Genomic DNA, 24,190 nt, shown 5'->3' with positions numbered 1-24,190 from the left:
ATGATGGAGGTCTATCTGCCATGAAGAACTTCCAGCGGCTGGCCGGAGTGCTGTCATTGGGGATCTGCGCCCTCGCCTACGGCGGGACGCCGCAGGAGCGGACCCTGCGCCCCGGGTATCTGGGGCTGGCGGTCGCGGTGCCGGCGGCCGACGCCGACGCGCTCGACCGGGCCGGACGGGCCGACGTCACGGCCCTCTGCCCGGCCGTCGGGACCGATCCGGCGCGGCAGGAGCCCGTCACTCCGCTGCGAGGAGTGCCCCTGGGGACCGTCTCCCGGAGCGGAGGCGCGGCGGTGGCGGAGCTGCTGTTCCCGTACTCGTACGACGCGCTCTACACGGCGCTGCTGCTCAAGCGCTGCGCGGCCGCGCGCCTGGCTCCCTCCGCGACCGGGACCCCGCCCTACCGGACCGCGGGAGACGTGCCTATCATGACCGAGTGGGTGACCGCGCCGGAGAAGCACGGTCCGGCCCCTATCGCCCCTCGCGAAGCCCATGCCGCGATGAGCTTCCGGGTCGCCGAGAGCCAACTGCGCTTCCTGGAGCCGGGAGACCGCGTGGACACGTACTTCGTCTGCCCGAGGTGGCCGGAGTACATGCGCAAGCCGGGGGAGGAATGGGTATCCATCAAGCCCGCCAACGCCATCCGGGTCCTCGACCTGTCCCGGACGCCGGGGCAGGAGAGCGCCACACTGGAGATCTGGAAGCCAAGCGCCAAGGATCTCGGACAGATGGCCCGGGACTGCACCTTGTTCCTGGCCCGGCGCGCTCCGGGCGACCAGAGCTCCGCCGGGATGACTGGGGTGACGCTGACTTCCTACGGGTTCGACCAGCGCTGGGAGCATTGGGGACGACGGGCGAAGGAATAGGGCTGGGCGCTAGGCCTTGCGGCCCTGCCCGACATCCGGATAAACAGCTAGAATGGATGGGCTTTATGAGCATAAAGGGGAAGAGGTCCGGATGAAGCGCTGCGGCTGGGGCGAAGGCCACGCCGACTACCTGGCCTACCACGACGAGGAATGGGGCGTCCCGGTCACGGACGACCGCAAGCTCTTCGAGTTCTTGATTCTGGAAGGGGCGCAGGCGGGGCTCTCCTGGCTGACCATCCTGCGCCGCCGCGAGGGCTACCGCAAGGCCTTCGCGGGCTTCGACCCGGAAAAGGTGGCACGGTTCGACGAGAGGGACGCGGCGCGGCTCCTGCGGGACACCGGCATCATACGCAACCGGCTGAAGGTCCGGGCCGCGATCCGCAACGCGCGGGTCTTCCTCGACATCCAGAAGGAGTTCGGCAGCTTCAGCGCCTATCAATGGCGCTTCGTGGGCGGCCGCCCGATCCAGAACCGCTGGAAGAGGCTCTCCCAGCTGCCCGCCAATTCCAGGATCTCCGATGCCTTCAGCAAGGACCTCAAGGCGCGGGGTATGAGCTTCGTGGGCTCGACCGTGATCTACTCACACATGCAGGCGGTGGGCATGGTCAACGACCACCTGGTGGGCTGCTTCCGCCACCGAGCCGTGCCCCGGCTCGCCGCGCGGCTTGGATCGTAGATCAGGAAGCAGCTCGAACCTCGTTGGCATGCGCGTACGGCCTCAGAATGGGATGACGGCTCCTCGTTATGATACGATGGTGCGTATGACGTTTAAGACGTTGCTGTTGATCGCGGCCGCGGGGGCCCAGCTCGCGTGCAAGGCCGCATTCCATCCTCCCATCAAGGTCGGCATCCTCCATTCCCTCTCCGGCACGATGGCCGCCAGCGAGAAGCCCGTGGCCGATGCCGTCCTCTTGGCCGTCGATGAGGTCAACAAAAGCGGCGGGGTGCTGGGCCGGAAGCTCGAGCCGGTCGTTGCGGACGGCCGATCCGACCCCGATGTTTTTCAAAGAGAAGCCGAGCGGCTGATCACGCAGGAGCATGTCGCGGTCATTTTCGGCTGCTGGACCTCGGCCAGCCGCAAGGCGGTCAAGCCGATCGTGGAGAAATACCATTCCCTCCTCTTATATCCCGTCCAGAGCGAAGGGCTGGAGCAATCCCCGAACATCGTCTACCTGGGGGCGGCGCCCAATCAGCAGCTTATTCCGGCTTTGGTCTGGGCCCGGGAGCATTTGGGCAAGAGATTCTTCCTGGTCGGCTCGGATTATGTTTTTCCCAGAATGGCCAACGCCATCGCCAAAGACGTGCTGCGCTACATCGGGGGCCAAGTCGTCGGCGAGGATTATGTCCTGCTGGGCGGGACGGATTTCGCGGGGATAGCGGAAGCGATCAAAAAGGCGAAGCCGGACGTTGTTTTAAACACCGTCAACGGCGACAGCAATATTTCCCTTTTTGAGGCTTTGCACGATGCCGAACTCCCCTCATCGAAGATCGCGATATTCTCCCTGAGCCTGGATGAGAATGGGATCAGCTCCATTCAGGAACACTTCCAGGCCGCTCGTCCCCAAGAAGCCGCTCACTTCATCAAGCAGCATCTGGCGGGCACTTACGCCTGCTGGAACTATTTTGAAAGCATCGACACTCCGCTTAATGCAGACTTTATTGATAAATTCAAGAAAGAATATGGAAAAAATCGCAGGGTCACGGATCCCATGGAGGCCGCTTACATCGGAGTCCGGCTGTGGAGCCAGGCCGTCAACGAATCCGGGAATGCCGATGATGTTCAAGAGCTGCTGGGCCACTTGAAGCTCATCACCATGCCTGCCCCCGAGGGCGTCATCAGCATCGACGACAATCTTCACGCGCGCAAGACCACCCGTATCGGCAGGCTCAATGACGCGGGGGCTTTCGATGTCCTCTGGACTTCAAAAGGCTCCGTCATCCCGGTTCCCTACCCTGATTTCCGTGATAAGGCCTATTGGGAAGGCTTGCTCGACCGGCTCTATCGAAGATGGAACGGCCATTGGGCCGCCGCCCCTGGAAACGGAGCATGAGTTTTTTCAGGAGATCGAGCCTGTTCGTAAGCATATTCTGGCGTTTTTTCCTGGCCGCGCTGGCGCCCCTCCTGGGCCTGACCCTCATCACCGATCATTTCTTTTCCCGATCCCTGCAGGAGCACATCCAGAACAAGCTCCTCGCCATAAGCGACTCCAGGCAGACGCTGGTGAATACAACGACGGACTCCCTCATGGACTTCGTCGCTGAACGAGGCTCCGATCCCGTGACCCTGACGGCGTTTGAGAAGCTCAGCGCGCCTTTTGAGAAAGCCGGCATCCGCGGCAAAGAATACGCGGCCCTGGAATCGCAATACAGAGGAGTTTTTCAAAAATACTTCAACATCCATGAATCCTTGGATGACATGCTTTTGATCTCAGCCCAGGGAACCGTTTTCTTTTCCATGCGCCGCGGCGCTGATTTGGGAGAAGCGATCCGCGGCCCGGCCCTCAAAAACACCATCCTGGCCGATGCGGTCGGCTCCGTGCATGCGCATCTGAGCCCGGTGATCTCGGATTTCGACTTCTACCCGCCCGCCCAAGGTCCCGCCTTGTTCGTCGCCGCTCCGGTCTTTGGCAAGGAGAAGCTCTTCGGCGTCCTGGCGGTCCGGATCAAGCCGGAAACCCTGTATCAGCTCGCCCGGAATTATGCCGGACTTCCCGGCACCGGCGAGTTCTTCTTCGTCAAACAAGCCGGAGACGAGGTCGTTTCCACCACTCCGCTGCGCCTGCGGCCGGATGCCGCGCAGACCTTGCGGGTGCGGATCGGCTCTCTTGACGCCGTCCCGGCGCAGAGGGCCATCAACGGGCAAACGGGCGCCGGGGTCGCGAGGGATTACCGCGGAAAAGCCGTCTTTGCCCGCTGGCTGTATATCCCGCAGTTGCGCTGGGGCATGGTCGTCAAGGCGGATGTCGAGGACATTTTCGCTCCGGTCCGGCGTTTGAGACGGATCACATGGCTTTTCTGCGCGCTCATGGCCTTGGGCGTGGCCTGGATCGCGGCGGCCGTGTCCCGGATGGTCACCGAGCCCATAATGGCCCTCCAAAAAGGGAGCGAAATCATCGGCCGCGGTGATCTTGATTTCAAAGTGGGGCTCCCATTGGACAATGAGATCGGCGACCTGTCCCGGGCTTTCGACCGGATGACGGAGAACCTGAAGACCCAAACGGCCTCCAGGAAGGCTCTGGAGATCCTAAAAGCCGATCTGGAAGCGTCCAATCAGGGGCTTGAGGATTTCGCCTATGTCGTCTCCCATGACTTGAAAGCGCCTTTGCGCGGCATCTCCTCCCTCTCCACATGGATCGAGACCGACTATGCGGACAGATTGGACGATGAGGGCAGGCATCAATTGCAGCTGATAAGGCAGCGCGCGGTCAGGATGGATAATCTGATCAATGGGATCTTGCAGTATTCCCGGCTCCACAGGCTGCAGGAGGAATACGCCCTGACGGACCTGAACCTCCTGGTGGACGAGGTCCTCTCAGCCCTGGATCCGCCCGCGTCCATCCGCATCATCCGGGGAGAGCCCCTCCCGCAGGTCAGCTGCTCCCCGACCCGCGTCAGGCAGGTCTTTCAAAACCTCCTGGACAACGCCGTCAAGCATATGGGCAAGGAAACGGGCGAGATCAAGATCAGCGGCGAGGACAAGAACAGCCATTGGCAGTTTTGCGTGGAAGACGACGGCCCGGGCATCGCGGAGAGATATTTCGATAAAATATTCAAAATATTCAACACCGTGGCCCCGCCCGGCAAGACGGACAGCACGGGCATCGGCCTGGCGCTGGTGCAGAAAGCGGTGACGTTCCATCATGGGAAGGTCTGGGTGGAATCAAAGGTGGGGGTCGGAAGCAGGTTTTTCTTCACGCTTCCGAAATGAGCGCAACGCAAAAGGAGAAAGCCATGATTGAGAATCAAACGATCCTGCTTGTGGACGACGACGAGGTGGACGTCATGGCGGTCAGCCGCGCCATCAAAGAGCTCAATGTGAAGAACCCGGTCGCCACCTGCCGCAACGGCGAGGAAGCCCTGCAGTGGCTTAAGACCCATCCCAAGCCCGGACTGGTCCTTCTGGATCTCAGGATGCCCGTGATGGACGGCCTGGAATTCCTGGCCAAGGTGAAAGGCGACCTGGACTTGAGAAAAGTCCCGGTCGTCGCCCTCACGACCTCGCGGGAGGAAACGGACCGGGCCCGCGCGTTCGACCTGGGGATCGCCGGCTTCATGGTCAAACCCGTGGACCCCAAGCTCTACATCTCGGTCATGAGGACGATCTCGATCTATTGGAAGACGAGCGAATTACCGTATTAGAATAGAGGGACCAGACGCCAGGAGCCTATCATGCAGCCGAATTCCGAGCCTAAAAAGAATCCCCCAAGCCAAAGCCAGGTGAAGATATTGCTCATCGAAGACGACGAGGTGGACGCGAAATGGGTGGAGCGCGCGCTCCGGGATTCACCGACATTCCGCCTGACCCACGCCGGCACCATGGCTGCAGGACTCGAATTCCTAAGAACGGAGACTTACGACGTCATCCTGAGCGACTTGCACCTCCCGGACGCGTCCGGATTGGAGGTTTTCAACGCTTTGTCCGAACAAAAGCCCGATGCCCCGATCGTATTGCTGACCGGCAGCATCCTGGATGAACAACACGCCATGGAAGCCATCCACCAAGGCGCCCAAGACTATCTGATCAAAGGGCAGGTGGATCAACGCTCCCTGCTGCGAGCCTTGAATTACGCCATGGAAAGAAAAAAACTCCTGCTGATGCGGGATCATTTCGTCCATGTGGTCAGCCACGAGTTGAAGAATCCGCTGACCACCCTGCAGACCTCCATCTGGATGCTCCACGAGGGCATGGTCGTGGACGCCGCAGAGCAGAAAGAGATCCTCCAAATCACCCTTAACGCCATCCGCCGGCTCGTCAGAACCACCGAGGATCTATTGGATCTGGCGAAAATGGAAAAACAAAAATATTCTTTCCGACGCGCGAATTTCAGCTTGAATTCCCTGGTCCAGGAGATCGGACAATTCTTCCGCCGGGAGATCGAGAGCAAGGGCCTGGCCTTCAAGGCGATCGCGCCTGATCATGACGTCGAAATATTCGCCGACCGCGATCAGATCGCGAGGGTTCTCACGAACCTCATCCATAACGCGCTGAAATTCACCAGGACAGGACAGATCGAGATCCGGGCGGAGGAAGACCAGGATCTCATCCGCTGCAGCGTGGCGGATACCGGTCCGGGCGTCGCGCCGGAAGATATACCGAGGCTTTTCCAGAAATTCAGCCAGCCGGGGAAAGCGCATGCCGCGAAGGGAACGGGCCTAGGCCTCTCCATCTGCAGGGAGATCCTGGAGGCGCATCAGGGAACAATCTGTGCGGAAAGCACGCCCGGCAAAGGGGCGCGCTTCATCTTCACGATCCCCAAAGCCGCGGCGACGAAGGGACAAGCCGCAGCGACGGCTCAGTAGGAAAGGGAGCTGCCCATGAACTGGTTTAAAACCGGAAATCTGCTTCTGACGGTCTGGGGGATGACGCTGCTCGGCGCCTTCGGCGCCTGCCGCTCGACGCCCGCGCGCGAATCGCCCGTCGATCCCAAGTTCGCTTTCGACGCCTTGGACACGAACAAGGACGAGAAGCTCAGCGTCGAGGAGTTCTCGAAGCTTCCCCTGGACAAGGACGAGGCGCGCAGGATCTTCAAGCAGTTGGACAAGGACGGCAACGGCTACCTGACGCGGGATGAATTCAAGCCCGTCGGCGTGGTCTACAAATGGTAGCGGAGACCGGATACTGCCCCAGGGAGGTCGCGGCCAGCCCCTCCACCCCGCGCACCGCGCTGCTCAAGAAGCGCTATCTCGAAGCGCCTTTGCGCGTGGACGTCGAATACATCCGCCTGCTCACCGAGTCGCACCGCCGGACCGACGGCCTGCCGGTCCTGGAGCGCCGGGCCGAAGACCACGCCTATGCCCTGGAGCGGCTGACCCCGGTCATCCATGCGCAGGACGAGATCGCGGCCAACAAGACCCGCTTCATCCGCGGCGCCATCCCCTACGCCAACTACGCGGCTGGTCCCTTCCTCAAAGAGATGCGCCGCCAGGAACAGGACGCCCAGCAGAAGCACGTCGATCAGGGCCAGGGCGGAGGCATAGCCGGGGCTCTGGCCCAGGCCGAGAAGGAAGGCTGCCGGGTCTTCTCGGGCAAGTTCCTCATCTCGCCGGAAGACTACGAGTCCCTGCGCGAGTCCTGCTCGTATTGGGAGCACAAGGACTTCATGTCCGCGGGAGAGAGGCTCTGGAAGGCCCATTTCCCGGACGCGGGCTTCATCGAGCAAGGCTGGGCGGTCGGCCTCTACACGGCCCCCCACGAGCCCTGCCCTGAAGGCCGCCTGATCCTCGATTTCGAGACTGCGCTGGCCAAAGGCTACCTCAGGACGATCGAGGAGATCGATGAACGCCTGAGCTCCTGGCGGCCCGGCCGCATGCAGGAGACCGGGAAATTGCAGTTCTGGCGCGCCTCCAAGCGGGTCCTTCAAGGGGCTCTGGCCTTCGCGGGCCACTACGCCGACGAGGCGGCCCGGCTGGGGCTGGGGCGGCTGGCCGAGACTTGCCGCCGCGTCCCGGCCCTGCCGCCGCGCGATCTCCAGGAGGCGGTGCAGTCCTTCTGGTTCACCTATCTCCTGGGCCATCTGGAAGGCTCGCACCTGGGCTATTCTCCGGGCCGCCTGGACCAGACCCTTTTGCCGTATTACCGAGGCGCCGGCTACGCCCAAGCCGTGGAGCTCTTCGAGGAGCTCTTCGTCAAGATGACCCAGATCGAATACCTCGCCAGCCTCAGCTGGCAGGGCCTGGGCCACGGCAACCTCTACCAGAACCTCATCCTGGGCGGCCTGGACGCGGACGGCAAGCCGGCCGACAATGAGCTGTCCTTGGCCATCCTGGACGCCCAGATCCGCATGCAGATGACCCAGCCCACGCTCTCGGTGTGGCACGACGACTCCCTCTCCGAGCGCTTCCTGCTCAAAGCCGCCGCATGCGTCAAGACCGGCGTCGGCTACCCCGCATTCTTCAACCTCAAGACCTATATCCGCCACGAGACCCGGACCAGCGGGCTCCCCGTCGCGACCGTGCGCAAGCACGCGGCCATGGGCGGCTGCACCGAGCCGGTCCTGCAGGGCATGTCCTACGGGGTGGTGCAGGCCGGCTTCGTCAACCACGGCAAGCTCCTCGACCTCACCCTCAACGACGGCGCGGACCCCGTGACCGGCGCGCGCCTCTTCGCGCCCCGCTCCCCCAAGAGCTACGCCGACCTGCGCGACTCCTACCTCGACAAGATGCGCGTCTCGGTGCGGCGCTGGCAGCAATACTGGAACTACGCGATGGCCGCGCACCGGGACACCGTGCCCTTGGTCTTCTGCTCCGTGTTCGTCCAGGACTGCCTCGGCCGAGGCCTGTGCATGGACGACGGCGGCGCGCGGCTCAACCGCACCCCCACCACGCTCTCCTCCGGGTTGGTCAACGTGGCCAACTCCTTCGCCGCCATCCGCAAGCTCTGCTTCGAGGACAAGGCCTGCGGCCTCGGAGAGCTCAAGACCGCTCTCGCCGCGGACTGGAAGGGGCACGAAGCCCTGCGCAAGCGCGCCCTGGCCGCGCCCAAGTGGGGCAACGACGACGACCGGGCCGATTCCATATTCCTCGACCTCTTCGCCGAGTACTGCCGCTGGGTCCCCGGCCAGGACAACTACCTGGGCGAGCCTTACGATCCCTCCATGCTCGCCATCTCCACGCCGGTGCCCTTCGGCAAAGCCTGCGGGGCGTTTCCGGACGGCCGGCGCGCGGGCGAGCCCCTGGCCGACGGGGTCACCTCGCCTTTCCCCGGGACCGACGTCCAGGGCCCGACCGCGGTCGCGCGCTCCAGCTCCAAGGTGGACCATACCTTGATCCGGGGCGGCCTGCTCAACCTCAAATTCCATCCCTCGGCCCTGCGCGGAGACAACGGCTCGCGCAACCTGCTGGCCTTCATCAAGACCTACTTCGAAGGCCCGGGCTTCCACGTGCAGTTCAACGTGGTGGACTCGCGCATGCTGCGCGACGCCCAGAAGCGGCCCGAGGCCTACCGGGACCTGGTCGTGCGCGTGGCCGGCTTCTCCGCCTACTGGGTGGAGATGAGCCGGGCCCTGCAGGACCAGGTCATCTGGCGCACCGAGCACGGGCTGTGAGCCGCGGCCGGATCTTCGACCTGCAGCGCTACGCGGTCCACGAACGGGCCGGGCATACGGTCCTTGGTCTTCCTCAAGGGCTGCCCGCTGAGCTGCGCCTGGTGCTGCAACCCCGAATCCCAGCAAGCCCGGCCCGAGCTCATGCGCAGGCCCGGGCTCTGCGTCGCCTGCGGCCGCTGCGCCGCGGCATCCCCGGATCTGGCCGCGGTGGAGGCCTGCCCGAGCGGCGCCCTGGGCCTGGTCGGCCGCGAAGTCGCGGCGGAGGAACTGCTCGACGAGATCGAGCGCGACCGGGACTTCTACCGCAACTCCGGAGGCGGCGTCACTTTCTCGGGAGGAGAGCCTTTTTCCCAGGCGGTATTCCTGGGGGAATTGCTGGCCGGCTGCCGCGGCCGCGGCATACACTGCGCCGTGGAGACCTGCGGGCAGGCCCAGCCCGGGACCCTAGCGGCCCTGGAGCCGGCCGTGGATCTTTTTCTGTTCGATCTGAAGGTCTTGGACCCGGAGCGGCATCGCCGGCTCACCGGGCAAGACAACCGGCTGATCCTGGACAATTTCCGGTTTCTCGCCGGCCTTTGTCCAGGAAGACTCGTGCCCCGTCTGACCGTGGTGCCGGGCATCTCGGACACCCCGGAGAACCTTTCGGCCCTGGCCGGGCTGCTCCATGAGCTCAAGCTCGGGAGGATCGAACTGATCCCGTACCATCCCCTGGGGCTGGGCAAGTGGGAGGGGCTCGGCCGCGCGCCCGCCTGCCTGCCGGACGCGGACCCTCTAGGCGGAAGGACCGAGGCGGCGGCCCGCACCTTCGCTCAACAGGGCTTGGCCTGCTCCGTGCCCTGAGGGCTCTTCTTGGCCTGGCCCGGCGGCGGCGCAGGCGCAGGTCCCAAGACCACGGCCCCGTCTTTGTCGTGCGCCAGACCCTTGGGGATGGTGAAGGTGAAGCGCGAACCCTTGCCCTCCTGCGAATCCACCCAGATGCGGCCGCGGTGCGCCTCCACAAAGAACTTGGCTATGGCCAGACCCAGCCCCGTGCCCCCGCGCCTCTGCCGCGCCACCTGCTCGAATTTCTGGAATATGCGCGTCTGGTCCTCGAGCGGAATGCCTTCGCCCGTGTCGGCGACCTCGAGCTCCGCCGCCGGCCCCTTGTCCGTGACGCGCACCGTCACCACCCCCGCCTCGGGCGTGAACTTGATGGCGTTGCCCACCAGGTTGACCACCACCCGCAGCAAGAGCTCCGCATCGGCCGTGACGACATGGTCTTCGACGGTCTCCAGAGCCAGCTTGATGTTCTTGGGCCGGGCCAGGGGCGCCATCTCGGCGACCGCGCGGCCGGCGATGGCGGTCAGCGAAGCGGGGCGCAGGTCCATCTGGATGCGGCCCGAATCCATCTTGGCGATGTCCAGGATGTTGTTGATCATGCCCATCAGGCGGCTGGCCGAGCGTCTGACGGAGGCCAGCATCGATTTCTGCTCGGGGTTGAGCTCGCCGACCGTGCCCTTGAGGAGCACGTCCACGAAGCCCATGGCCGAGCCGACGGGATTGCGCAGGTCATGGGTGATGTCGTGGAGGAAGTCCTCCTTCATCTTGTCGAGGTCCTTCTCGAAAGTGGCGTCGCGCACGGCCGTGATCACCCCCAGCGTCGCGCCGGTCGCCGGGGCCACGACCGGCACCGCGCTGATGCGCAGGTAGCGGCGCCTCTCCTCCGTCGAAAGGTCGATTTCCCGGAAGACGTTCGGACGAGGCTCGGCGCAGGCCTGGAGCACCGCCTCGCGCAGGCGCGAGTCAGGCATGACCTCGCGCAGGCTCTTGCCTTCGATGTTCAGGGCCGGGCTCAAGTCCAGGAACTCGCGCAGCCGGCGGTTGGCGAGCTGGATGAGGCCCTTCTCGTCGAGCATCAGGATGCCGTCGCTGATGGAGAACAGGAGCGCCTCGGCCTGCTGCTTGGCCCGATTCTGCTCGGCGCTGATCCGCTGCAGCGAGGCGGCATTCCACCAGATCAGGATGGCGAAGACCAGCAGGTTGGCCAGGCCGAAGGTCGTGGAGCCCGAGACGCTGTAGTACAGGCCGGTGTTCGCCGCGGCCAACCGGATCGCCGCGAGGCCGGTGGGTATGATGATCATCGCCGGCAGCAGCACCCGCACGGTCGAGCCGCCGGGGCCCTGGCTGATGGCCAGGGCCATGAGCCCCCGGTCGGGCCGGACGCACAGTATGCCGAGATTCAGGATGGCGATGGTCAGGGCGATGTTGAGCTGCATCACGTCGAAGGAAAGGGCTTGGTGCAGCAAGGGCTTGATCCCGTAGCCGTATCCGACCAGCGTCAACAACCCTAAAGACAGGCCCGCGATGCACAAGTACTGGGCCGGCCAGAACCCGCGCGGCCACTCGACGTCCAGGGCGATCAATGCCAATCCAGCCCCGAGCAGGCTCAGGGAGGCCAGGGGATCCAACTGCATCATGGCGCTCCCCGGCCCGCGGAAGAACCGTTCGAACCAGCTGACCGGCACGGCCATGATGATGAAGACCAGCAAGCCTGCGCACAGCTGCCCGGCGCGCCGCCACCGGACAGAGGTCAGACCGGAAAGGCGCAGCGAAACCCCCGCCAATATGAACAGGATCGCCGTAGCCGGGTGCACGGCGAGCAAGCCTGCGGGGAGCTTGAGCAGCGCGTTGTGATTCGCGAGCCAGCAGAAAAGGATGAAGCTGCCGAGCGCGACGGCGCCGGTTCCGGCCAGCTTCGAGAACTGCAGGAGCAGGAGGATCATGGACAAGAAGTTTCGCCTGAAAACATTATTATATCATAGCCCATTGATGACCATGGGCCATTTGGACCCCTCCGGGCGGGGACTGGAGACCCAAAGCGGCCAGCCGGAATCATGTTATCATAGCTCCACTATAAAAACCCTGCTCTCGCTTTCCGCCCTGTTCCTGTGCACGCCGCTCCTCGCCGCCCCATCCCTGGAGGAAGCCTTCTCCCAGGCCGCTGCGGCCGTCGTCCCCGCGCGCGCCGAGTCCCAGGCGCCCGCGGCGTCTCCGACCCCGCGCGAGACCTACTCCGAGGTGAACGCCTGCTGGACGCGCCCGCCGCAAGCCGAAGCCGACGCCTTGGGCCTGCCGTTGCGGATCTGCATCAAGCGCGCCGGCGTGGCCGTGGAGTCGGGCTGGGACCTGCCGTTCAGCGACAAGGGGGCCCTCATGGTGGAAGGCGAGCCGTCCTCCGGGCGCTTCCATGTGAGCGGGGGAGCGCGCGAGGCCGACGGCTGGAACGTCGTGGCGGAGATATGGTCCCATGAGAAGCCGGCGGCCTGCGGCGAGCTGAACCTGGCTTTCGCCGCGGTCTACGTGGACATCGATGCCGCGGGCCATATCCTGCCGGCCCGGCCCGTGGTGCGGGGCTTTCTCATGGACGGCAGCTCCCTGTGCGCCCGGCCGGCCAAATCCGTCGAGATCCTCTACACGCCCGCCGGCTGAGCCGGCGTCTTGGGCCGGCGCGCCGGCAGGACCGCGATGCAGACTCCCGCCAGGATGGTGGCGATGCCCGCGCCGGTGGCGGCCGTCACCTTCTCGCCGAGGAAAGCCCAGCCCAGGACCACGGCCACGATAGGGATGATGAGCGAGATCAGGCTCAAAGGCGTGGCGTCCATGGTCTTGATGAGGTGGTAGTAGCTCAGGAAGGCTGCCACCGAGCCGAACAGCGAGAGATAGACCAAGGCGATGACGTTGGACTGCGACCAGCGCAGGCCCGAGTAGGACTCGCTGAGCGCGCTGAGCCCCAGCAGGCAGGCCGAGCCGATGGCCATGCCGACGCAATTGAGCACGTAGATGTCCGTATGCCGGGAGCGCTTCTTCATGGTGACCAGGTTGACGGCGGAGGCGAGGCTGCCGGCCAAGGCGGCCAGCATGCCCGCGCACTGCCGCCGCTCCAGGCCCCCCGCGGGCCAGAACAGGATCACGGTGCCCGCCATGCCCACGCCGATGCCGGCCAGCGTGCGCGCTCCGAGCCTCTCGGCCTTGGTCCAGTAGGCGCTCAGCACCGCGACGAAGAGCGGCATGGTGCAGTAAAGGATCGCGGTCAGGCCGCTGGCGATGTACTGCTCGGCCCAGTAGACCGCGGCATAGGAGACCGTGAAGCCCATGAAGCCGCAGGAAGAGATGGCGGCCTTGTCGTCCGGGGTCAGGGCGCGGCGGGGCCGCGCCCAGGCCATGGGCGCGAGCACCGCGGCGGCCAGGGCGAAGCGCAGGCCGGCGCCGAGCAGCGGCGGCACGCCGTCGATGCCGAACTTGATGCCCGCCCAGGTCGAGCCCCAGATCAGGCAGAGCAGGCCGTAGAGCAGGCCGTTCAACCAGGCCTCAGGACCAGCCGCAAAAGGTCCAAGGTCGCCTGATGGATGCCGGGGCACTTGCTCTCGCGCGGGCCGGCGACGTTGAGCGTGCGGGGCTTGGCCTGGGACAAGAAATAGCGGATGCTGAGAGCGGCCTGCTCGACCGAGACTTGCTCAAGCTGCACGACGCTGTAAGGCTTGTCGTGCTCCTGGCAGAATTCGACGGTGCCCGAGGTTCCGCCGTCGAGCTTGCCGCGATTGAGGATGAGCGTGGCGTCCGAATGGATGACGTTGAGCTCGGTGCGCACCGCGTAGTCAAGGGTGTCGCATTCCTGAAGCGGATAGCGCTCCGGGATGGGACCGTCCTCGGCGCGGCGGCCCTTGGGCACGAAGCCGCCGCAGGACAGGCCCGCCTCCAGGGCCGCGTCGAGCGCGGCCCGGTCCACGCCGGTCTGGCCGCCTGAGACGATGCGCTCGGGGATCATGCTTTGGGGTCGATGCCCCGGCGGGATAGGAGCTTCAACCTATGGCCTCCTTAGAGAACGGGACCATCTCGGCCTCACCCGAATCTGCCGCTGCTGAGGTTCCGGCGCGCAGCGCCGGAACCCGCCCAGACACCCTGAGGGTGTCTGGGACATACTATGTCCGGACACAGTTCATCTGTTCCGCGCCCCGTGCGCGGGATTCCGACGGGCTTCGCCCGTCGGAATGTCAGGACGGCATGCGGTCTGCTGGCAGTGCACACAAAGGTTCCGCAGCGAGGTCCGTCATTCGACCGCAAGGTCGACCTTGACGTCCGGATGCAGGCTGCCGCCCACCGGACAGGCCTTGATGTAGGCCTTGAGCTTCTCCTTCTGCGCCGAGGACAGGTGCGCCGGCAGCACGATGCGGCCGACGAAACGCGCCACGCGACGGGGGCTGGACTGCATCTCCTTCTCCACTTCCACCGACGATCCCTTGAGGTCCAGGCCGTCCTTCTTCGCCGACATGGACATGATGGTCAGGATGCAGGAAGACAGCGAAGCGGCCAACAGGTCGGTGGGCGAGAAGGTCCGGCCCCGGCCCCCGTTGTCCGCGGGCAGGTCCGTCAGGATCTTCTTGCCGCTGGGACCGTGCTCCAGCTCCACCGTATCGTCGCCCATGTATCGCGCCGTGATCTTGACTGCCATAGCCACCCCCTCACTTGTGAAGTATGATATCACACATGACGGGACGGAAGCTTCCTCTGATGGTATTCCTGGGCACAGGGGCCCTGTGCGTCGCCCAGGCCTTATACTATCATCCGCTCCTGCCCGCGAGGGTCGCCTCGCACTTCGGCGCCTCCGGCGCCCCGAACGGCTGGATGCCCAAAGGCGCGCTCGTCTGGACGGACATCATCGCGGCCGCTCTGCTGGCCCTGCTCTTCTCGGCCACGACTTGGTCGCTGCCCAAGTACCCGGACTCCCGCATCAACCTGCCCAACAAGAGCTATTGGCTGGCGCCGCAGCGCCGGGAGGAGACCTTCTCCGTCATCACCGCCTACTTCCTCTGGTTCGGCGCCGCGACCTTCCTGCTGCTCTTCGACATATTCCATCAGGTGTTCCGCTTCAACCTCGGCCAGGCGACGAAGCTCGATCACCCGGTCGAGAGCCTGATCGCCTATGTGGCCTTCGCGCTCGGCTGGCTCATAAGCTTTTGGACGAGGTTCGCGAAAGCTCCTGGGCCTTAGGGCCCAGCCCGACCCGGGTCCCCGGGCCCGGGAAGAGCCGGGCCGCTCGGCCTATGCTAGGGATATGAGCCTCCTGACCTTGCTGCTGCTGGCCTGCTCCTCAAGCGCTGCCGCGGATGCCGGCACGCACAGGCTTGACCTCTCCGCGGCCGCGGGAGCCCTCGCGCGCACCTCCGCCGAGGTGGGGGCGCACGCGCCGCCAGCCGAAGTCCCCCAAGTCTCGGCTCAGGCCGCGGCCCCGGCCGAGGCCTATGACCAGGACCGCGCCTCGGCTCTGGCGGCGGCGGCCCGCGCCGTGGCCAAGCGCCGCGGCACCGTCGGCCATTGCTATGAAGGCGTGGCGGAAGCGCTGGAAGCCGCGGATATCGTGCAGAGCGACAACGACCCGGGCGCGGCCAGGAGTTGGTACGCGCTGGGCATCGACTCCGGCTACGGCGACCGCGCCTTCCAGTTCACCCTCTGGGCTAGAGACATGCCGGACAAGCTCGCGGCGATCAAACTCAAGGAAGTGGCCGTCCCCGAAGACCCCGCCCAGCTTCTGCCCGGGACCATCTTGGTCTACCAGCGCGGCCAGTGCTTCAGCCGGGACTCAGGGCACATCGAGGTCGTGGCCCCGGACCCGGACGGCTCCGGCGCTCTGGTGGGCTGCAGCGACCACTGCCAGCCCCTCTACGCCGACTGCACCAACGGCGGCCCCGACAAGGTAGCGGCCTTCATCCCCTACCGCTGAGCTCAGTACCGGAGCCGGTAGATGAGCCCCACGCGCTCGCCGCGCAAGCGGCCGCCTTGCGATCCCCATTCCGCGGCCAAAGCCAGGGGCAGGTCCCGGTAGCCCAGCTCCAAGCCCGCCAGCCTCCCGGAGGAGGCGCCGTTCTGCAGGGCTTGCCGAAGGCGCGCTCCGGAGCGCAGGTCCACGGCGAGCGACCAGCGGCCCATATGGGCCACGGCGTGCATGCCGTTGACGTAGAGGAGGGCGCCGCCCACGAGCCCGGCCATGGTCACGAGGCCAGGGTCCCAGTTGCGCCGCTGCAGGGCGTAGGCTTGGGCGGAACGGCCGAAGAGCTCGAGCTGGTAGCGCTCGAGCAGGGTGTCCTTGAGCGCGTCGACCGTCACGCTGACCTGCTCCTCGACGGCCCAGGAGCGCCATTGCTGGAACCGGACCGGATCCGGGGGGCCGTCCCTGTCGTCCAGGACCGGATAGGCCTCGCGCGCGCGCTGCAGGAAGCGCGACTCCTTCCCGCGCAGGTTCTGCTCGAACAGCGGGGCCGAATCCTCTCGGGGGGCGGCTTTGAGGTTGCGGGTCATGCGGCCCGGCATGATGCTGCCGATGACGTGCTCGCGCATGAAATCATAGACCCCGTCCGATATCCCTTCCACGAAGCGATAAGCCGGCTGGACCGTCCCCGCCACGGCTCCGTCCCAGCGCTCGCCGAGCGCCGGCGCGGGATCCGGGCCCGGCCCCAGCGGTGGCTCGCCCCAGGCCCCGGCCGGGCAGAGCGCGGCCAAAGCCAGGCAGATCCCGATCTTGGTCGCGCAAAGCATGGGCCTCATCTCCGTCCCGGGCTGCTTATGTTATGGCTGGAGGATGTATCGGATTTATTCCAAACCGAGGCCGCTATGGCGGCCCTCAGCCCAGGGCGAACAGGCTGCGTATGCGCGAGAGCAGATCGCCCTGCGCGCTCTGCAGGCGCTGACGGCCGGCCTCCTCATCGAGGCCTTCGCGCGCGCTCTCGAGCTCCAGCTTGCGCTGGGCCAGCACCGACGAGATGGCTTCCGCGATCTGGGGGCGGTGGAGCAGGATGTCCTTGAAGTCCTGCCGGTCAAGGCGGTAGCAGCCCATATCGGTCACGGCCACGACCGTCGCCGAACGCGGCTCGCCGGTCATGAGGCTCATCTCCCCCAGGAAAGCGCCGGCTTTGAGCCGGGCCACGCTCTGGAAAGCCTGGCCGCCGGAGGCGTGCAGGCGGATATCGGCCTCTCCGTCATAGACGATGTAAAGCCAGTCGTCCGGGGCCCCCTGCCGGGTGAGGGCCTCCCCGCGGGCGAACGGGGCGGCATTGAGGCGGCCGGCCAGCGTGCGGATCTCCTCGTCGTTGAGGCTCCGGAACAAGTCCACGCCGCGCAGGGCCTCGATGCGGCGTTCCAGCTCGAAGCGGCCCCTGCTCTCCTGGACGTCGGCGTCCTTCTGGGTGACGACGATGGAGCGGCTGGGGATGGAGAGCTTGATGCCGGCTCGAGCCAAGGCGTAGTAGATGCGCACGCGCACCTCGGAGGCCGTGGCCTCGGGCCGGTCGATGGCGGTGAGCCAATAGCGCGCGGCATAGACCGCATGGCTCTCGGCGAAGTCGAGGAGAACGCAACCGGGCGCCGGGTCCGCGGCCACGCCCGGGGGCGGGTCGGCGCGCAGGGCCGCCTCCACGGCGGCGATGACCTCGTTGGGCGGCCGGTCATAGTACACGTTGAAAGGGATCTTCATAAGGCTGCGCAGCGGCGGCCCGCCGGCGCGGCCCAGGACCGTCACGGTCCCCTTCATGAGGGTGCTGTTGGGGATGACGATGATGTCGCCCGAGCCCGTGTCCAGCGTGGTCTGCCGCCAGCGGATCTCACGGACCATGCCTTCGTCCTTCCCGGCGCGGATGCAGTCCCCGGGAGCGAAGGAGCTCTCCAAGTGCAGGACCATGCCGCCGATGACGTTGCCCAAGGTGTCCTGCAACGAGAAGGCGACCACGGCCGTGACCATGGCCGAGGTGGCCAGGATCCCCGTGAGGTTGGCGCCCTCGTGTCCGGCTACGGTCAGGGCGGCTCCGACGTAGACGATGGCCAGGACCAGGTCGCTCAGGAGCGCCGGCAGGGGCAGGCGCAGGGCCGGCAAGATGATGTCGAAGGCCGTGGCGGCCGCCGTGTTGATGGCGGCCAGAGCCAGGAGCAAGGCCGAGAGCCCATGGGTGATCCGGTAGAAGCCGGCGTCCGGCGCGAAGCCGACGCGGCGCAGGACCGCGGCCGCGAGCAGGCCCGCGGCCGAAGCCAAAGCCAGGAGCGCGGCGGCGGCCAGGCGCCGGCGAGCCGGGGGCGCCGCCGCGTAGATGAGCAGGATGGCCGCCAAAATGAACGGATAGAGCCAGAGCAAGGTCGGGGTGAAGACGGCGGCCAGGCAGTCCCGGAGACCCATACAGGGATTCTAGCTAATCGCGGGCGGGACGCACAGACCAGACCTTTTAGGGATAGTGGTCGTTGAATGCCCCAGCAACTTCGAGAGGGTCAGCAAGTCTCCTCCCGGCATCACGAAATGCGTGGCATAGGGCGGCCTGCCCCAGGCCGCTACTGCAGATAAATGGGCTTCACGTAGCCCGTACTTCAGGCATTGGTCCAGGCCATTCCGCGGCGAGCGTGAAGCGGAAGGTCGCTCCTTCCTGGACTTTGCCTTCGGCCCACACGCGTCCGTTGTGGCGGCGGATGACATTTTCGACGATAGTCAGGCCGATGCCAGTACCCACAAATTCATTCGACCCATGGAGTCTGGAAAATGGCTGGAAAAGTTTGTGGGCGTCAGCCATGTCGAAACCCGCTCCATTGTCCATTACGAAATAAACGGGCACTCCGTCGCGTGGGGACATCCCGAATTCTATGATTGGCTTTTCGGTCTTCGCCGTGAACTTCCAGGCGTTTCTGAGCAGATTCGATAACGCCATGCGCAAGAGCCCGGCATCGCCCTTGGCAACCAAGCCATCAGCGATGCGCCAATCCACGCGCCGTTTGGGACTGCTTGCTTGGAGGCGGGCAGCTTCCGCATGGGCAAAAGAACTCAAATCCACTGACTCGCAGTGTATCTCGGGGCAAGAGGCATTACAGAGGTCCTGTAGGTCCGCGACGATCCCGCTTATCCTATCGACCGCATGTCCCGTCATCTCTAGGATGTTCTTCCCTTGGGAGTCCAGCTTGTCCCCATAATTTTTAAGCAGAAGGAAGACGTTGCCCTTGAGAACTGTCAGTGGATTGCGCAACTCGTGAGCGATGGCACGGCCGAAGGAATCAAGTATTTTGTTGGCGGACTCAAGCTGTATGTTCTTGCGGAGAGCCTCTTCGAGGCGCCGGTGCCCAGTGATGTCCCTGGCAATCGTGGAGGCACCGGTGACCACCCCCTTAGCGTCAAGAATCGGCGAGATGGAGATGGACACGTAGACAAGAGAGGCGTCCTTGCGTACGCGCCCCGTTTCGTAATGTTCCACATGCTCGCCCTTGCGGATTCTGGCGAGAATGCCCGGCAGCTCATCGTTGCGATCCGGCGGGGTCAGAATGGAGACCGATTGGCCTATCGCCTCTTTCGCTGTGTATCCGTATATCTTCTCAGCACCTTTGTTCCACTGGGTGATGATCCCATCCAGGGTCTTGGCGTAGATGGCATCCTCTGATGACGCAACGATTGAAGCGAGGATGCGGGTCTGGTTCCCCGATGTCTTGCTAGTGGTGTCCATGTGTCTCTTATTTGGATTCTAGCAAATCCGCATATTGCTGTCCTCCTGCCGGAGGCTGACGGGGCCCGCGCACTCATTGACGCGGGCCCCGTTTATCACCTGGTCAGTGCCTATTTCTTCGGCGGCGTCCCCTGCTGGGGTGTCTGCGGTGTGGACCTCTGCTAGCTCGGCTTCGCTTGGAGCTGAGGCTTGGCGGCTGTCGCGCCAACCGGCTGGGCCGCGCGGTGAAGGTGAAGGTTTCGGCCGCAGCCGGGGACGTGGCGGCGGCCAGGAGCGGCAGGACAGTCCATCGCTTCATGCGTTCAATCCCTTCCCTGCCGATGCGCATGCGGCCAGGGCTGGCTGTGCTCGAGCTCGCGCGCCTTGCGTTTGAGCTCCTCCGGCAGGGTCTCGGTATCGAGCGCCGTCTGAGCCATGAGGTCAGGCTCGGACATCTTCAGGCCCCACAGGACGAAGACGCTCAGGATGCCGGGGATGAGATAGTACGCGACGCGGTAGAGCAGGACGGCCATGAGCGCGTCGTCCCAGTCCAGTCCGAGGCCGCTGAAAGTCGCGGCTACGGACCCCTCCATGGCGCCCAGGCCTCCGGGCAGGCCCGGGATGAGCGTCGTGGCCTGGCCGGCGCTGAAGCCGGCGACGAGGTGGCCGACCGGCATATGCACCATCCCCACCGCGCACAGGCAGAAATGCAGGGTGAGCATGGCCAAGACCCAGTCGAGCCCGGTGAAGGCTATGGCCTTGGTGAGCCTGCCCTTGTGGTGGTGGATGGTGCCCAGTCCCGCGGCCAGCTGGTGCTCGAACTCCACGAACTCCTCACGGGGGATATCCCGCTTGGAGAAGGAGAAGACCACCCGATTGAGACGGTGGAAGGCGCTGCGCATGACGCGGCCGCGCAGCTTGTGGTTGAAGACGAAGACCATGAGGACGATGGCGGTCCCCAGCAGCAGACCCAGCCCCACGATCCCCTCCATGATGGCGATGCGCGCCCCTTGCAGGTGCATGAAAAGATAGATCAGCCCTTGGCCGAGGATGCCGGCCAGGACGAAATAGAGGATGGCTGAACTGACCACGGCCGCCATCACGGTCGTGGCGTAGGGGACCTGCCTCTTGCGCAGCAGGTGCGCCTTGAGCGCGAATCCGCTGACACCCGCGGTGGAGACGAAATAGTTGACCGAGGTGGAGACCAAGGCGATGCCCAGCACGACGGGGAAGGGCAGGGAATGCCCGAGGAGGGCCAGCACCTGGCGCAAAACCAGCCCCACCATGAAATAGCTGGCCAGCGCGCAAAGCACCGCCGCGGCCACGTACGACCAGTCCAACTGGGTGCCGATGCGCAGCAGGGCCGTAAGCCGGCCCCCGATGAGATAGGCTAGCAGGCCCAGCGAAGCCAGGAAGCCCCCCGCGATGACGAGCCGGCGGGTCATGTTCCTCCCCGCAGGCCGGCGCCTGCGGTATCGGAAGTTCCGCAGGCACCGGCCGGACGGATTTCCTTACGGCCGGCGGCGGCGGTCAAGTCCGGGGCTATCATCGGAAAAGTTCAGGCGCCGATAGCCATCAGGGACCCGGTTTTCTGGCGTTCTGGTGTCTCATGGCTACTCCAGGTAGTCCCGCAGGGACTTGCTGCGGGAAGGATGGCGCAGCTTGCGGATGGCCTTGGCCTCGATCTGACGCACGCGCTCGCGCGTCACCCGGAAGATGCGCCCCACCTCCTCCAAGGTCCGGGGATAACCCGAGTCGATGCCGAAGCGCAGCTTGATGATCTTGGCCTCCCGGCCGGTCAAGGTCGCGAGCACCTTCTCCACCTCGCGGCGGCGCAGGAAAGAGCTGGCGGAATTGGACGGCGCCGCTTCGGCCCGGTCCTCGATGAAGTCCTCCAGATAGGAATCCTCGTTCTCGCCGATCGGCGTGGACAAGGACACCGGTTCCTGCATGATCTTCAGGACGTGCTTGACCTTGTCCATGGAGATGTGCAGGAAGCGGGTGTATTCCTCAAGGTTCGGGTCGCGGCCCAGCTCCTGCCGGTAGCGCCGCGTGACCTTGGTGAGCTTGGAGATGAACTCTTTCATGTGCACCGGGATGCGGATGGTGTGCGCCTGGTCCGCGATGGCGCGGTCGATGGACTGCCGGATCCACCAGGTCGCGTAGGTGGAGAACTTGAAGCCCCGCTTGTACTCGAACTTCTCGACCGCCTTCATCAGCCCCAGGCCGCCCTCCTGGATGAGGTCGGAGAGCTCGATGTTGGAGTGGACGTGCTTCTTGGCGATGGAGACCACTAGGCGCAGGTTGGCCTTGATGAGCTTGAGCTTGTCGATCAAGATGACGTTCTCCAGGGCCACGATCTTGTCGTTGAGCTCGAGAAATGTGTCCACGGAGATGGGCAAGGTGTGCTGGAGGCGCGCCAGGTGGTCGGCCACGCCCTGCATGTTCTCCAGGGCCGCCTCCACCGCCGTGGGCGAATAGCCGGTCTTGGCCCGGAAAGCGTCTGGCTTCATGCGCCCCTTCTTGACCTGGTTGTAGTAGGCGCGCAGCTGCTCGAAGCTCATGCCGAAGCGGCGGTGATAGCGCCCCAACTCGTCGCGGCACTCATGGATCTTGGCGGCCAGGTTCTTGATCTTGTTGGTCAGACGCTTGATCTTGTCCTGGTTGAGATTGAGGCTCACGATCTTGGCGATGACCAGCTTGTTGCGGGCCTCGATGACCTTGGTCAGCTTGATGCGCGCCAGGGGCTTGAGCCTGGGGTTCTTGAGCTTCTCGCGCAGGGCGTTCATCACCTTCTCGGACTTCCCGATGAAATCGGCCACGGACTTCATGCGCCGACGCATGCCCGAGAGCTCCGAGGCGGTCTTGCGGCCGCGCGGCATGAGCTCCTTGGGCGTCATCTCCTGGGCCTCGATCAAGGTCTCCCAGGAGCGGATCTCGCGCTGGGTGACCGGCGACTCCAGCACCAGCAGGCGCAGCTCCTTCTCGCGCTCGCGGACGTTGCGGGCCAAGGTGACCTCTTCTTCACGGCTCAACAGCGGCACGCGGCCCATTTGGGAGAGATACATCCGGATGGAGTTGGAGATGTCCGAGCCCGCGCCCCACTCCTCGGCGAAGCGCCCCTTCTCGACTACCGTGGTCATCGCGGACTTCTTGTGGTCCACGATCTCGATGCCGAGGTCCTCGAGCGTGCTCATCAGCTCGTCGACCTCCTTGAAGCTCACGTTGGACATGGACAGGGTCCGGCTTATCTCATCGAGGGTGAGATAACCGTGCTCCTGACCCAGCGCGACGAGATTCCTGATCGCCTGACTCGCATGCAGTGCCATGGGCGTCTCTCCTAATGCACGTCCTCCGCAATTACGGGGACACCATACTCAATTCCAAGACGCCCAACCGGCCTTGACCGGATCAGGCATGGTAGCCCCATTCATTTCTTCGGCGAACCTTTCAATTCACGTATGAGCCGGGAGTATTCGGCTTGCTGGACCTCGCCGAGCCTGCCGTCGCGGCTCAAAGCCTGGCGGAGCTCCTCCCATCGGGTCTGAGCCCGCCGCCGGGCCAGCGTCGCATCCAGGCGCGACGCCACTTCGGTCCGGTCGAACTCATCCGACCTGAGCAGGAGCCTCTGGACCAGAGAGTTCTCCTCCGGCGCGAGCGTCTCGCGCACTCTCCGGGACCAGTCGCCCGGCCAAGGCTGCAGCTTGGCCAGGGCCCGCCATATGCGCCGGCCGGTCTCGGAAGAAAAATCCTCTTCCCGCACCAATGCGAAGAGCCCCGGCTCCATGAAGACGTCGGTGAGGATGTCCTCCTCGCCGCCGGCCAAGGCGGCCTGCGGGAGCACCGCAGGCGCCGTCCCGGCGGAGGGCGGCCGCAGCGGACGGACATGCCCGCGCTTGGCGAGCTGCAGGCGCAGAGAGCCCTCGTCGATCTTGAGCCTCTGCGCCAGGCGCGTGAGCCACCCGCTCTTGACGATCTCGTCCGGGCAGCGGCTGATGGTCTCCAGCACCGCCCGGGCCACGGCGGACTTCTCGGTCGGGCTTAGGGCCCCGGGGCGGCGCTTCAAAGCCAGCTCGGTCTGGAACTGGGCGAGGTCCACGGCCCCGGCCAGGCATTTCTGGAAGGCCGGCAGGCCGTGGGCATGCAGGAACTCGTCCGGGTCCTTGCCCTGGGGCACGGTCGCCACGCAGACGCCCAGCCCCTCGGCCAGCAGCAGCTCCGCGCTGCGCAGGGCGGCGTTCTCTCCGGCCTGGTCGGCGTCGAAGACCACGACCGCCTCGCCGGCGTAGCGCTTGACCAAGGCGACCTGGTCCACGGTCAGCGCGGTGCCCAGCGGCGCGCAGGCGGTCTTGAGGCCGTGCTGGTGCGCGGCCATCACGTCCATGTAGCCTTCCATCAGGACCACGCGGCGCTGCTTGCGCACTTCCGGCAGGCCGAGGCAGAGTCCGTAAAGGACGCGCCCCTTGGAGAACACGGGGGACTCGGGAGAGTTGAGGTACTTGGGCATGGCCTCGCCCAGGGCCCGCGCTCCGAAGCCCACCACCGAGCCCTTGGCGTCCTGGATGGGATAGAGGACCCGGTC

General features: G+C 65.2%; 22 protein-coding genes. 12 read left to right on the top strand and 10 right to left on the bottom strand.

The window, feature by feature from the left end; all coding sequences use genetic code 11:
• Positions 1-20: 20 nt before the first annotated feature.
• The 9 genes from NTY77_10140 (at position 21) to NTY77_10100 (ending at position 9,970) form a co-directional block, all read left to right on the top strand.
• A complete protein-coding gene (locus NTY77_10140) occupies positions 21-866 on the top strand; it encodes a hypothetical protein (protein ID MCX5795842.1) in 846 nt (281 codons plus the stop codon).
• A gap of 91 nt (positions 867-957) precedes the next feature.
• Positions 958-1,542 (top strand): DNA-3-methyladenine glycosylase I, encoded by a 585-nt coding sequence (locus NTY77_10135; protein MCX5795841.1) that lies wholly within the window; start codon positions 958-960, stop codon positions 1,540-1,542.
• Positions 1,543-1,627: 85 nt separating this feature from the next.
• Positions 1,628-2,917 carry an urea ABC transporter substrate-binding protein gene (locus NTY77_10130; GenBank protein ID MCX5795840.1) on the top strand — a complete coding sequence of 430 codons (1,290 nt, stop codon included), beginning with the start codon at positions 1,628-1,630 and terminating at the stop codon, positions 2,915-2,917.
• The gene (locus NTY77_10125; protein ID MCX5795839.1) at positions 2,914-4,794 is read left to right on the top strand and encodes an ATP-binding protein; all 1,881 of its coding nucleotides are present in this window, start codon (positions 2,914-2,916) and stop codon (positions 4,792-4,794) included. The genes NTY77_10130 and NTY77_10125 overlap by 4 nt, the downstream gene beginning before the upstream one ends.
• 23 nt (positions 4,795-4,817) lie before the next feature.
• Positions 4,818-5,225 (top strand): response regulator, encoded by a 408-nt coding sequence (locus NTY77_10120; GenBank protein MCX5795838.1) that lies wholly within the window; start codon positions 4,818-4,820, stop codon positions 5,223-5,225.
• A 30-nt stretch (positions 5,226-5,255) separates the two neighbouring features.
• The gene (locus NTY77_10115; GenBank protein MCX5795837.1) at positions 5,256-6,386 is read left to right on the top strand and encodes a hybrid sensor histidine kinase/response regulator; all 1,131 of its coding nucleotides are present in this window, start codon (positions 5,256-5,258) and stop codon (positions 6,384-6,386) included.
• 15 nt (positions 6,387-6,401) lie between these two features.
• The gene (locus NTY77_10110) at positions 6,402-6,692 is read left to right on the top strand and encodes an EF-hand domain-containing protein (protein MCX5795836.1); all 291 of its coding nucleotides are present in this window, start codon (positions 6,402-6,404) and stop codon (positions 6,690-6,692) included.
• The gene (locus tag NTY77_10105) at positions 6,686-9,130 is read left to right on the top strand and encodes a hypothetical protein (GenBank protein ID MCX5795835.1); all 2,445 of its coding nucleotides are present in this window, start codon (positions 6,686-6,688) and stop codon (positions 9,128-9,130) included. The genes NTY77_10110 and NTY77_10105 overlap by 7 nt, the downstream gene beginning before the upstream one ends.
• Positions 9,131-9,184: 54 nt before the next feature.
• Positions 9,185-9,970: a glycyl-radical enzyme activating protein gene (locus NTY77_10100; GenBank protein MCX5795834.1), complete on the top strand. Its 786-nt coding sequence runs from the start codon at positions 9,185-9,187 to the stop codon at positions 9,968-9,970.
• On the opposite strand, the gene NTY77_10095 is transcribed toward NTY77_10100, so the two are convergent.
• Positions 9,940-11,892: an ATP-binding protein gene (locus tag NTY77_10095; protein MCX5795833.1), complete on the bottom strand. Its 1,953-nt coding sequence runs from the start codon at positions 11,890-11,892 to the stop codon at positions 9,940-9,942. The two genes, NTY77_10100 and NTY77_10095, sit on opposite strands and share 31 nt — an antisense overlap.
• A 52-nt stretch (positions 11,893-11,944) precedes the next feature.
• Between NTY77_10095 and NTY77_10090 the strand changes: the two genes are divergently transcribed.
• Entirely contained in the window at positions 11,945-12,598 is a 654-nt protein-coding gene (locus tag NTY77_10090; GenBank protein ID MCX5795832.1) for a hypothetical protein, read from the top strand.
• Here the strand turns inward: NTY77_10090 and NTY77_10085 are convergent.
• The 3 genes from NTY77_10085 to NTY77_10075 form a co-directional block, all read right to left on the bottom strand.
• The gene (locus NTY77_10085) at positions 12,580-13,470 is read right to left on the bottom strand and encodes an EamA family transporter (protein MCX5795831.1); all 891 of its coding nucleotides are present in this window, start codon (positions 13,468-13,470) and stop codon (positions 12,580-12,582) included. The two genes, NTY77_10090 and NTY77_10085, sit on opposite strands and share 19 nt — an antisense overlap.
• Positions 13,467-13,934, bottom strand: coding sequence for a putative molybdenum carrier protein (locus NTY77_10080; GenBank protein ID MCX5795830.1), 468 nt, complete (start codon positions 13,932-13,934; stop codon positions 13,467-13,469). Before NTY77_10080 ends, NTY77_10085 begins: the two co-directional genes overlap by 4 nt.
• Positions 13,935-14,216: 282 nt before the next feature.
• Positions 14,217-14,618 carry an OsmC family protein gene (locus NTY77_10075; protein ID MCX5795829.1) on the bottom strand — a complete coding sequence of 134 codons (402 nt, stop codon included), beginning with the start codon at positions 14,616-14,618 and terminating at the stop codon, positions 14,217-14,219.
• 35 nt (positions 14,619-14,653) lie between these two features.
• Here NTY77_10075 and NTY77_10070 point away from each other — a divergent pair, with 35 nt between their 5' ends.
• A complete protein-coding gene (locus NTY77_10070; protein MCX5795828.1) occupies positions 14,654-15,157 on the top strand; it encodes a DUF1648 domain-containing protein in 504 nt (167 codons plus the stop codon).
• A 64-nt stretch (positions 15,158-15,221) separates the two neighbouring features.
• Complete coding sequence (locus NTY77_10065) at positions 15,222-15,887, top strand: hypothetical protein (protein ID MCX5795827.1); 666 nt, start codon at positions 15,222-15,224, stop codon at positions 15,885-15,887.
• Positions 15,888-15,889: 2 nt separating this feature from the next.
• Here the strand turns inward: NTY77_10065 and NTY77_10060 are convergent, their stop codons facing one another.
• The 6 genes from NTY77_10060 to NTY77_10035 all read right to left on the bottom strand — a co-directional run.
• On the bottom strand, positions 15,890-16,708 hold the full coding sequence (locus NTY77_10060) for a hypothetical protein (GenBank protein MCX5795826.1): 819 nt from the start codon (positions 16,706-16,708) through the stop codon (positions 15,890-15,892).
• A 76-nt stretch (positions 16,709-16,784) separates the two neighbouring features.
• Complete coding sequence (locus tag NTY77_10055) at positions 16,785-18,326, bottom strand: mechanosensitive ion channel family protein (protein MCX5795825.1); 1,542 nt, start codon at positions 18,324-18,326, stop codon at positions 16,785-16,787.
• 169 nt (positions 18,327-18,495) lie between these two features.
• Positions 18,496-19,629, bottom strand: coding sequence for a PAS domain S-box protein (locus NTY77_10050; GenBank protein MCX5795824.1), 1,134 nt, complete (start codon positions 19,627-19,629; stop codon positions 18,496-18,498).
• A 302-nt stretch (positions 19,630-19,931) separates the two neighbouring features.
• Entirely contained in the window at positions 19,932-21,053 is a 1,122-nt protein-coding gene (locus NTY77_10045; protein MCX5795823.1) for a lysylphosphatidylglycerol synthase transmembrane domain-containing protein, read from the bottom strand.
• A 168-nt stretch (positions 21,054-21,221) separates the two neighbouring features.
• Positions 21,222-22,937: a sigma-70 family RNA polymerase sigma factor gene (locus NTY77_10040; GenBank protein ID MCX5795822.1), complete on the bottom strand. Its 1,716-nt coding sequence runs from the start codon at positions 22,935-22,937 to the stop codon at positions 21,222-21,224.
• 101 nt (positions 22,938-23,038) lie between these two features.
• On the bottom strand, positions 23,039-24,190 hold a 1,152-nt coding region (locus tag NTY77_10035), incomplete at its 5' end, for a toprim domain-containing protein (protein MCX5795821.1).

This window comes from Elusimicrobiota bacterium (assembly GCA_026388095.1).
Lineage (GTDB): Bacteria > Elusimicrobiota > Elusimicrobia > UBA1565 > UBA9628 > UBA9628.
This window is presented reverse-complemented; position numbering and strand designations above follow the sequence as displayed.

Coding starts and splice junctions, on each gene's coding strand:
- NTY77_10055 (MCX5795825.1), bottom strand. CDS start 18,326: ATGGGTCTCCGGGACTGCCTGGCCGCCGTCTTCACCCCGACCTTGCTC.
- NTY77_10040 (MCX5795822.1), bottom strand. CDS start 22,937: ATGGCACTGCATGCGAGTCAGGCGATCAGGAATCTCGTCGCGCTGGGT.
- NTY77_10125 (MCX5795839.1), top strand. CDS start 2,914: ATGAGTTTTTTCAGGAGATCGAGCCTGTTCGTAAGCATATTCTGGCGT.
- NTY77_10135 (MCX5795841.1), top strand. CDS start 958: ATGAAGCGCTGCGGCTGGGGCGAAGGCCACGCCGACTACCTGGCCTAC.
- NTY77_10120 (MCX5795838.1), top strand. CDS start 4,818: ATGATTGAGAATCAAACGATCCTGCTTGTGGACGACGACGAGGTGGAC.
- NTY77_10050 (MCX5795824.1), bottom strand. CDS start 19,629: ATGGACACCACTAGCAAGACATCGGGGAACCAGACCCGCATCCTCGCT.
- NTY77_10060 (MCX5795826.1), bottom strand. CDS start 16,708: ATGAGGCCCATGCTTTGCGCGACCAAGATCGGGATCTGCCTGGCTTTG.
- NTY77_10110 (MCX5795836.1), top strand. CDS start 6,402: ATGAACTGGTTTAAAACCGGAAATCTGCTTCTGACGGTCTGGGGGATG.
- NTY77_10080 (MCX5795830.1), bottom strand. CDS start 13,934: ATGATCCCCGAGCGCATCGTCTCAGGCGGCCAGACCGGCGTGGACCGG.
- NTY77_10130 (MCX5795840.1), top strand. CDS start 1,628: ATGACGTTTAAGACGTTGCTGTTGATCGCGGCCGCGGGGGCCCAGCTC.
- NTY77_10115 (MCX5795837.1), top strand. CDS start 5,256: ATGCAGCCGAATTCCGAGCCTAAAAAGAATCCCCCAAGCCAAAGCCAG.
- NTY77_10105 (MCX5795835.1), top strand. CDS start 6,686: ATGGTAGCGGAGACCGGATACTGCCCCAGGGAGGTCGCGGCCAGCCCC.
- NTY77_10045 (MCX5795823.1), bottom strand. CDS start 21,053: ATGACCCGCCGGCTCGTCATCGCGGGGGGCTTCCTGGCTTCGCTGGGC.
- NTY77_10140 (MCX5795842.1), top strand. CDS start 21: ATGAAGAACTTCCAGCGGCTGGCCGGAGTGCTGTCATTGGGGATCTGC.
- NTY77_10065 (MCX5795827.1), top strand. CDS start 15,222: ATGAGCCTCCTGACCTTGCTGCTGCTGGCCTGCTCCTCAAGCGCTGCC.
- NTY77_10095 (MCX5795833.1), bottom strand. CDS start 11,892: ATGATCCTCCTGCTCCTGCAGTTCTCGAAGCTGGCCGGAACCGGCGCC.
- NTY77_10070 (MCX5795828.1), top strand. CDS start 14,654: ATGACGGGACGGAAGCTTCCTCTGATGGTATTCCTGGGCACAGGGGCC.
- NTY77_10075 (MCX5795829.1), bottom strand. CDS start 14,618: ATGGCAGTCAAGATCACGGCGCGATACATGGGCGACGATACGGTGGAG.
- NTY77_10090 (MCX5795832.1), top strand. CDS start 11,945: ATGGGCCATTTGGACCCCTCCGGGCGGGGACTGGAGACCCAAAGCGGC.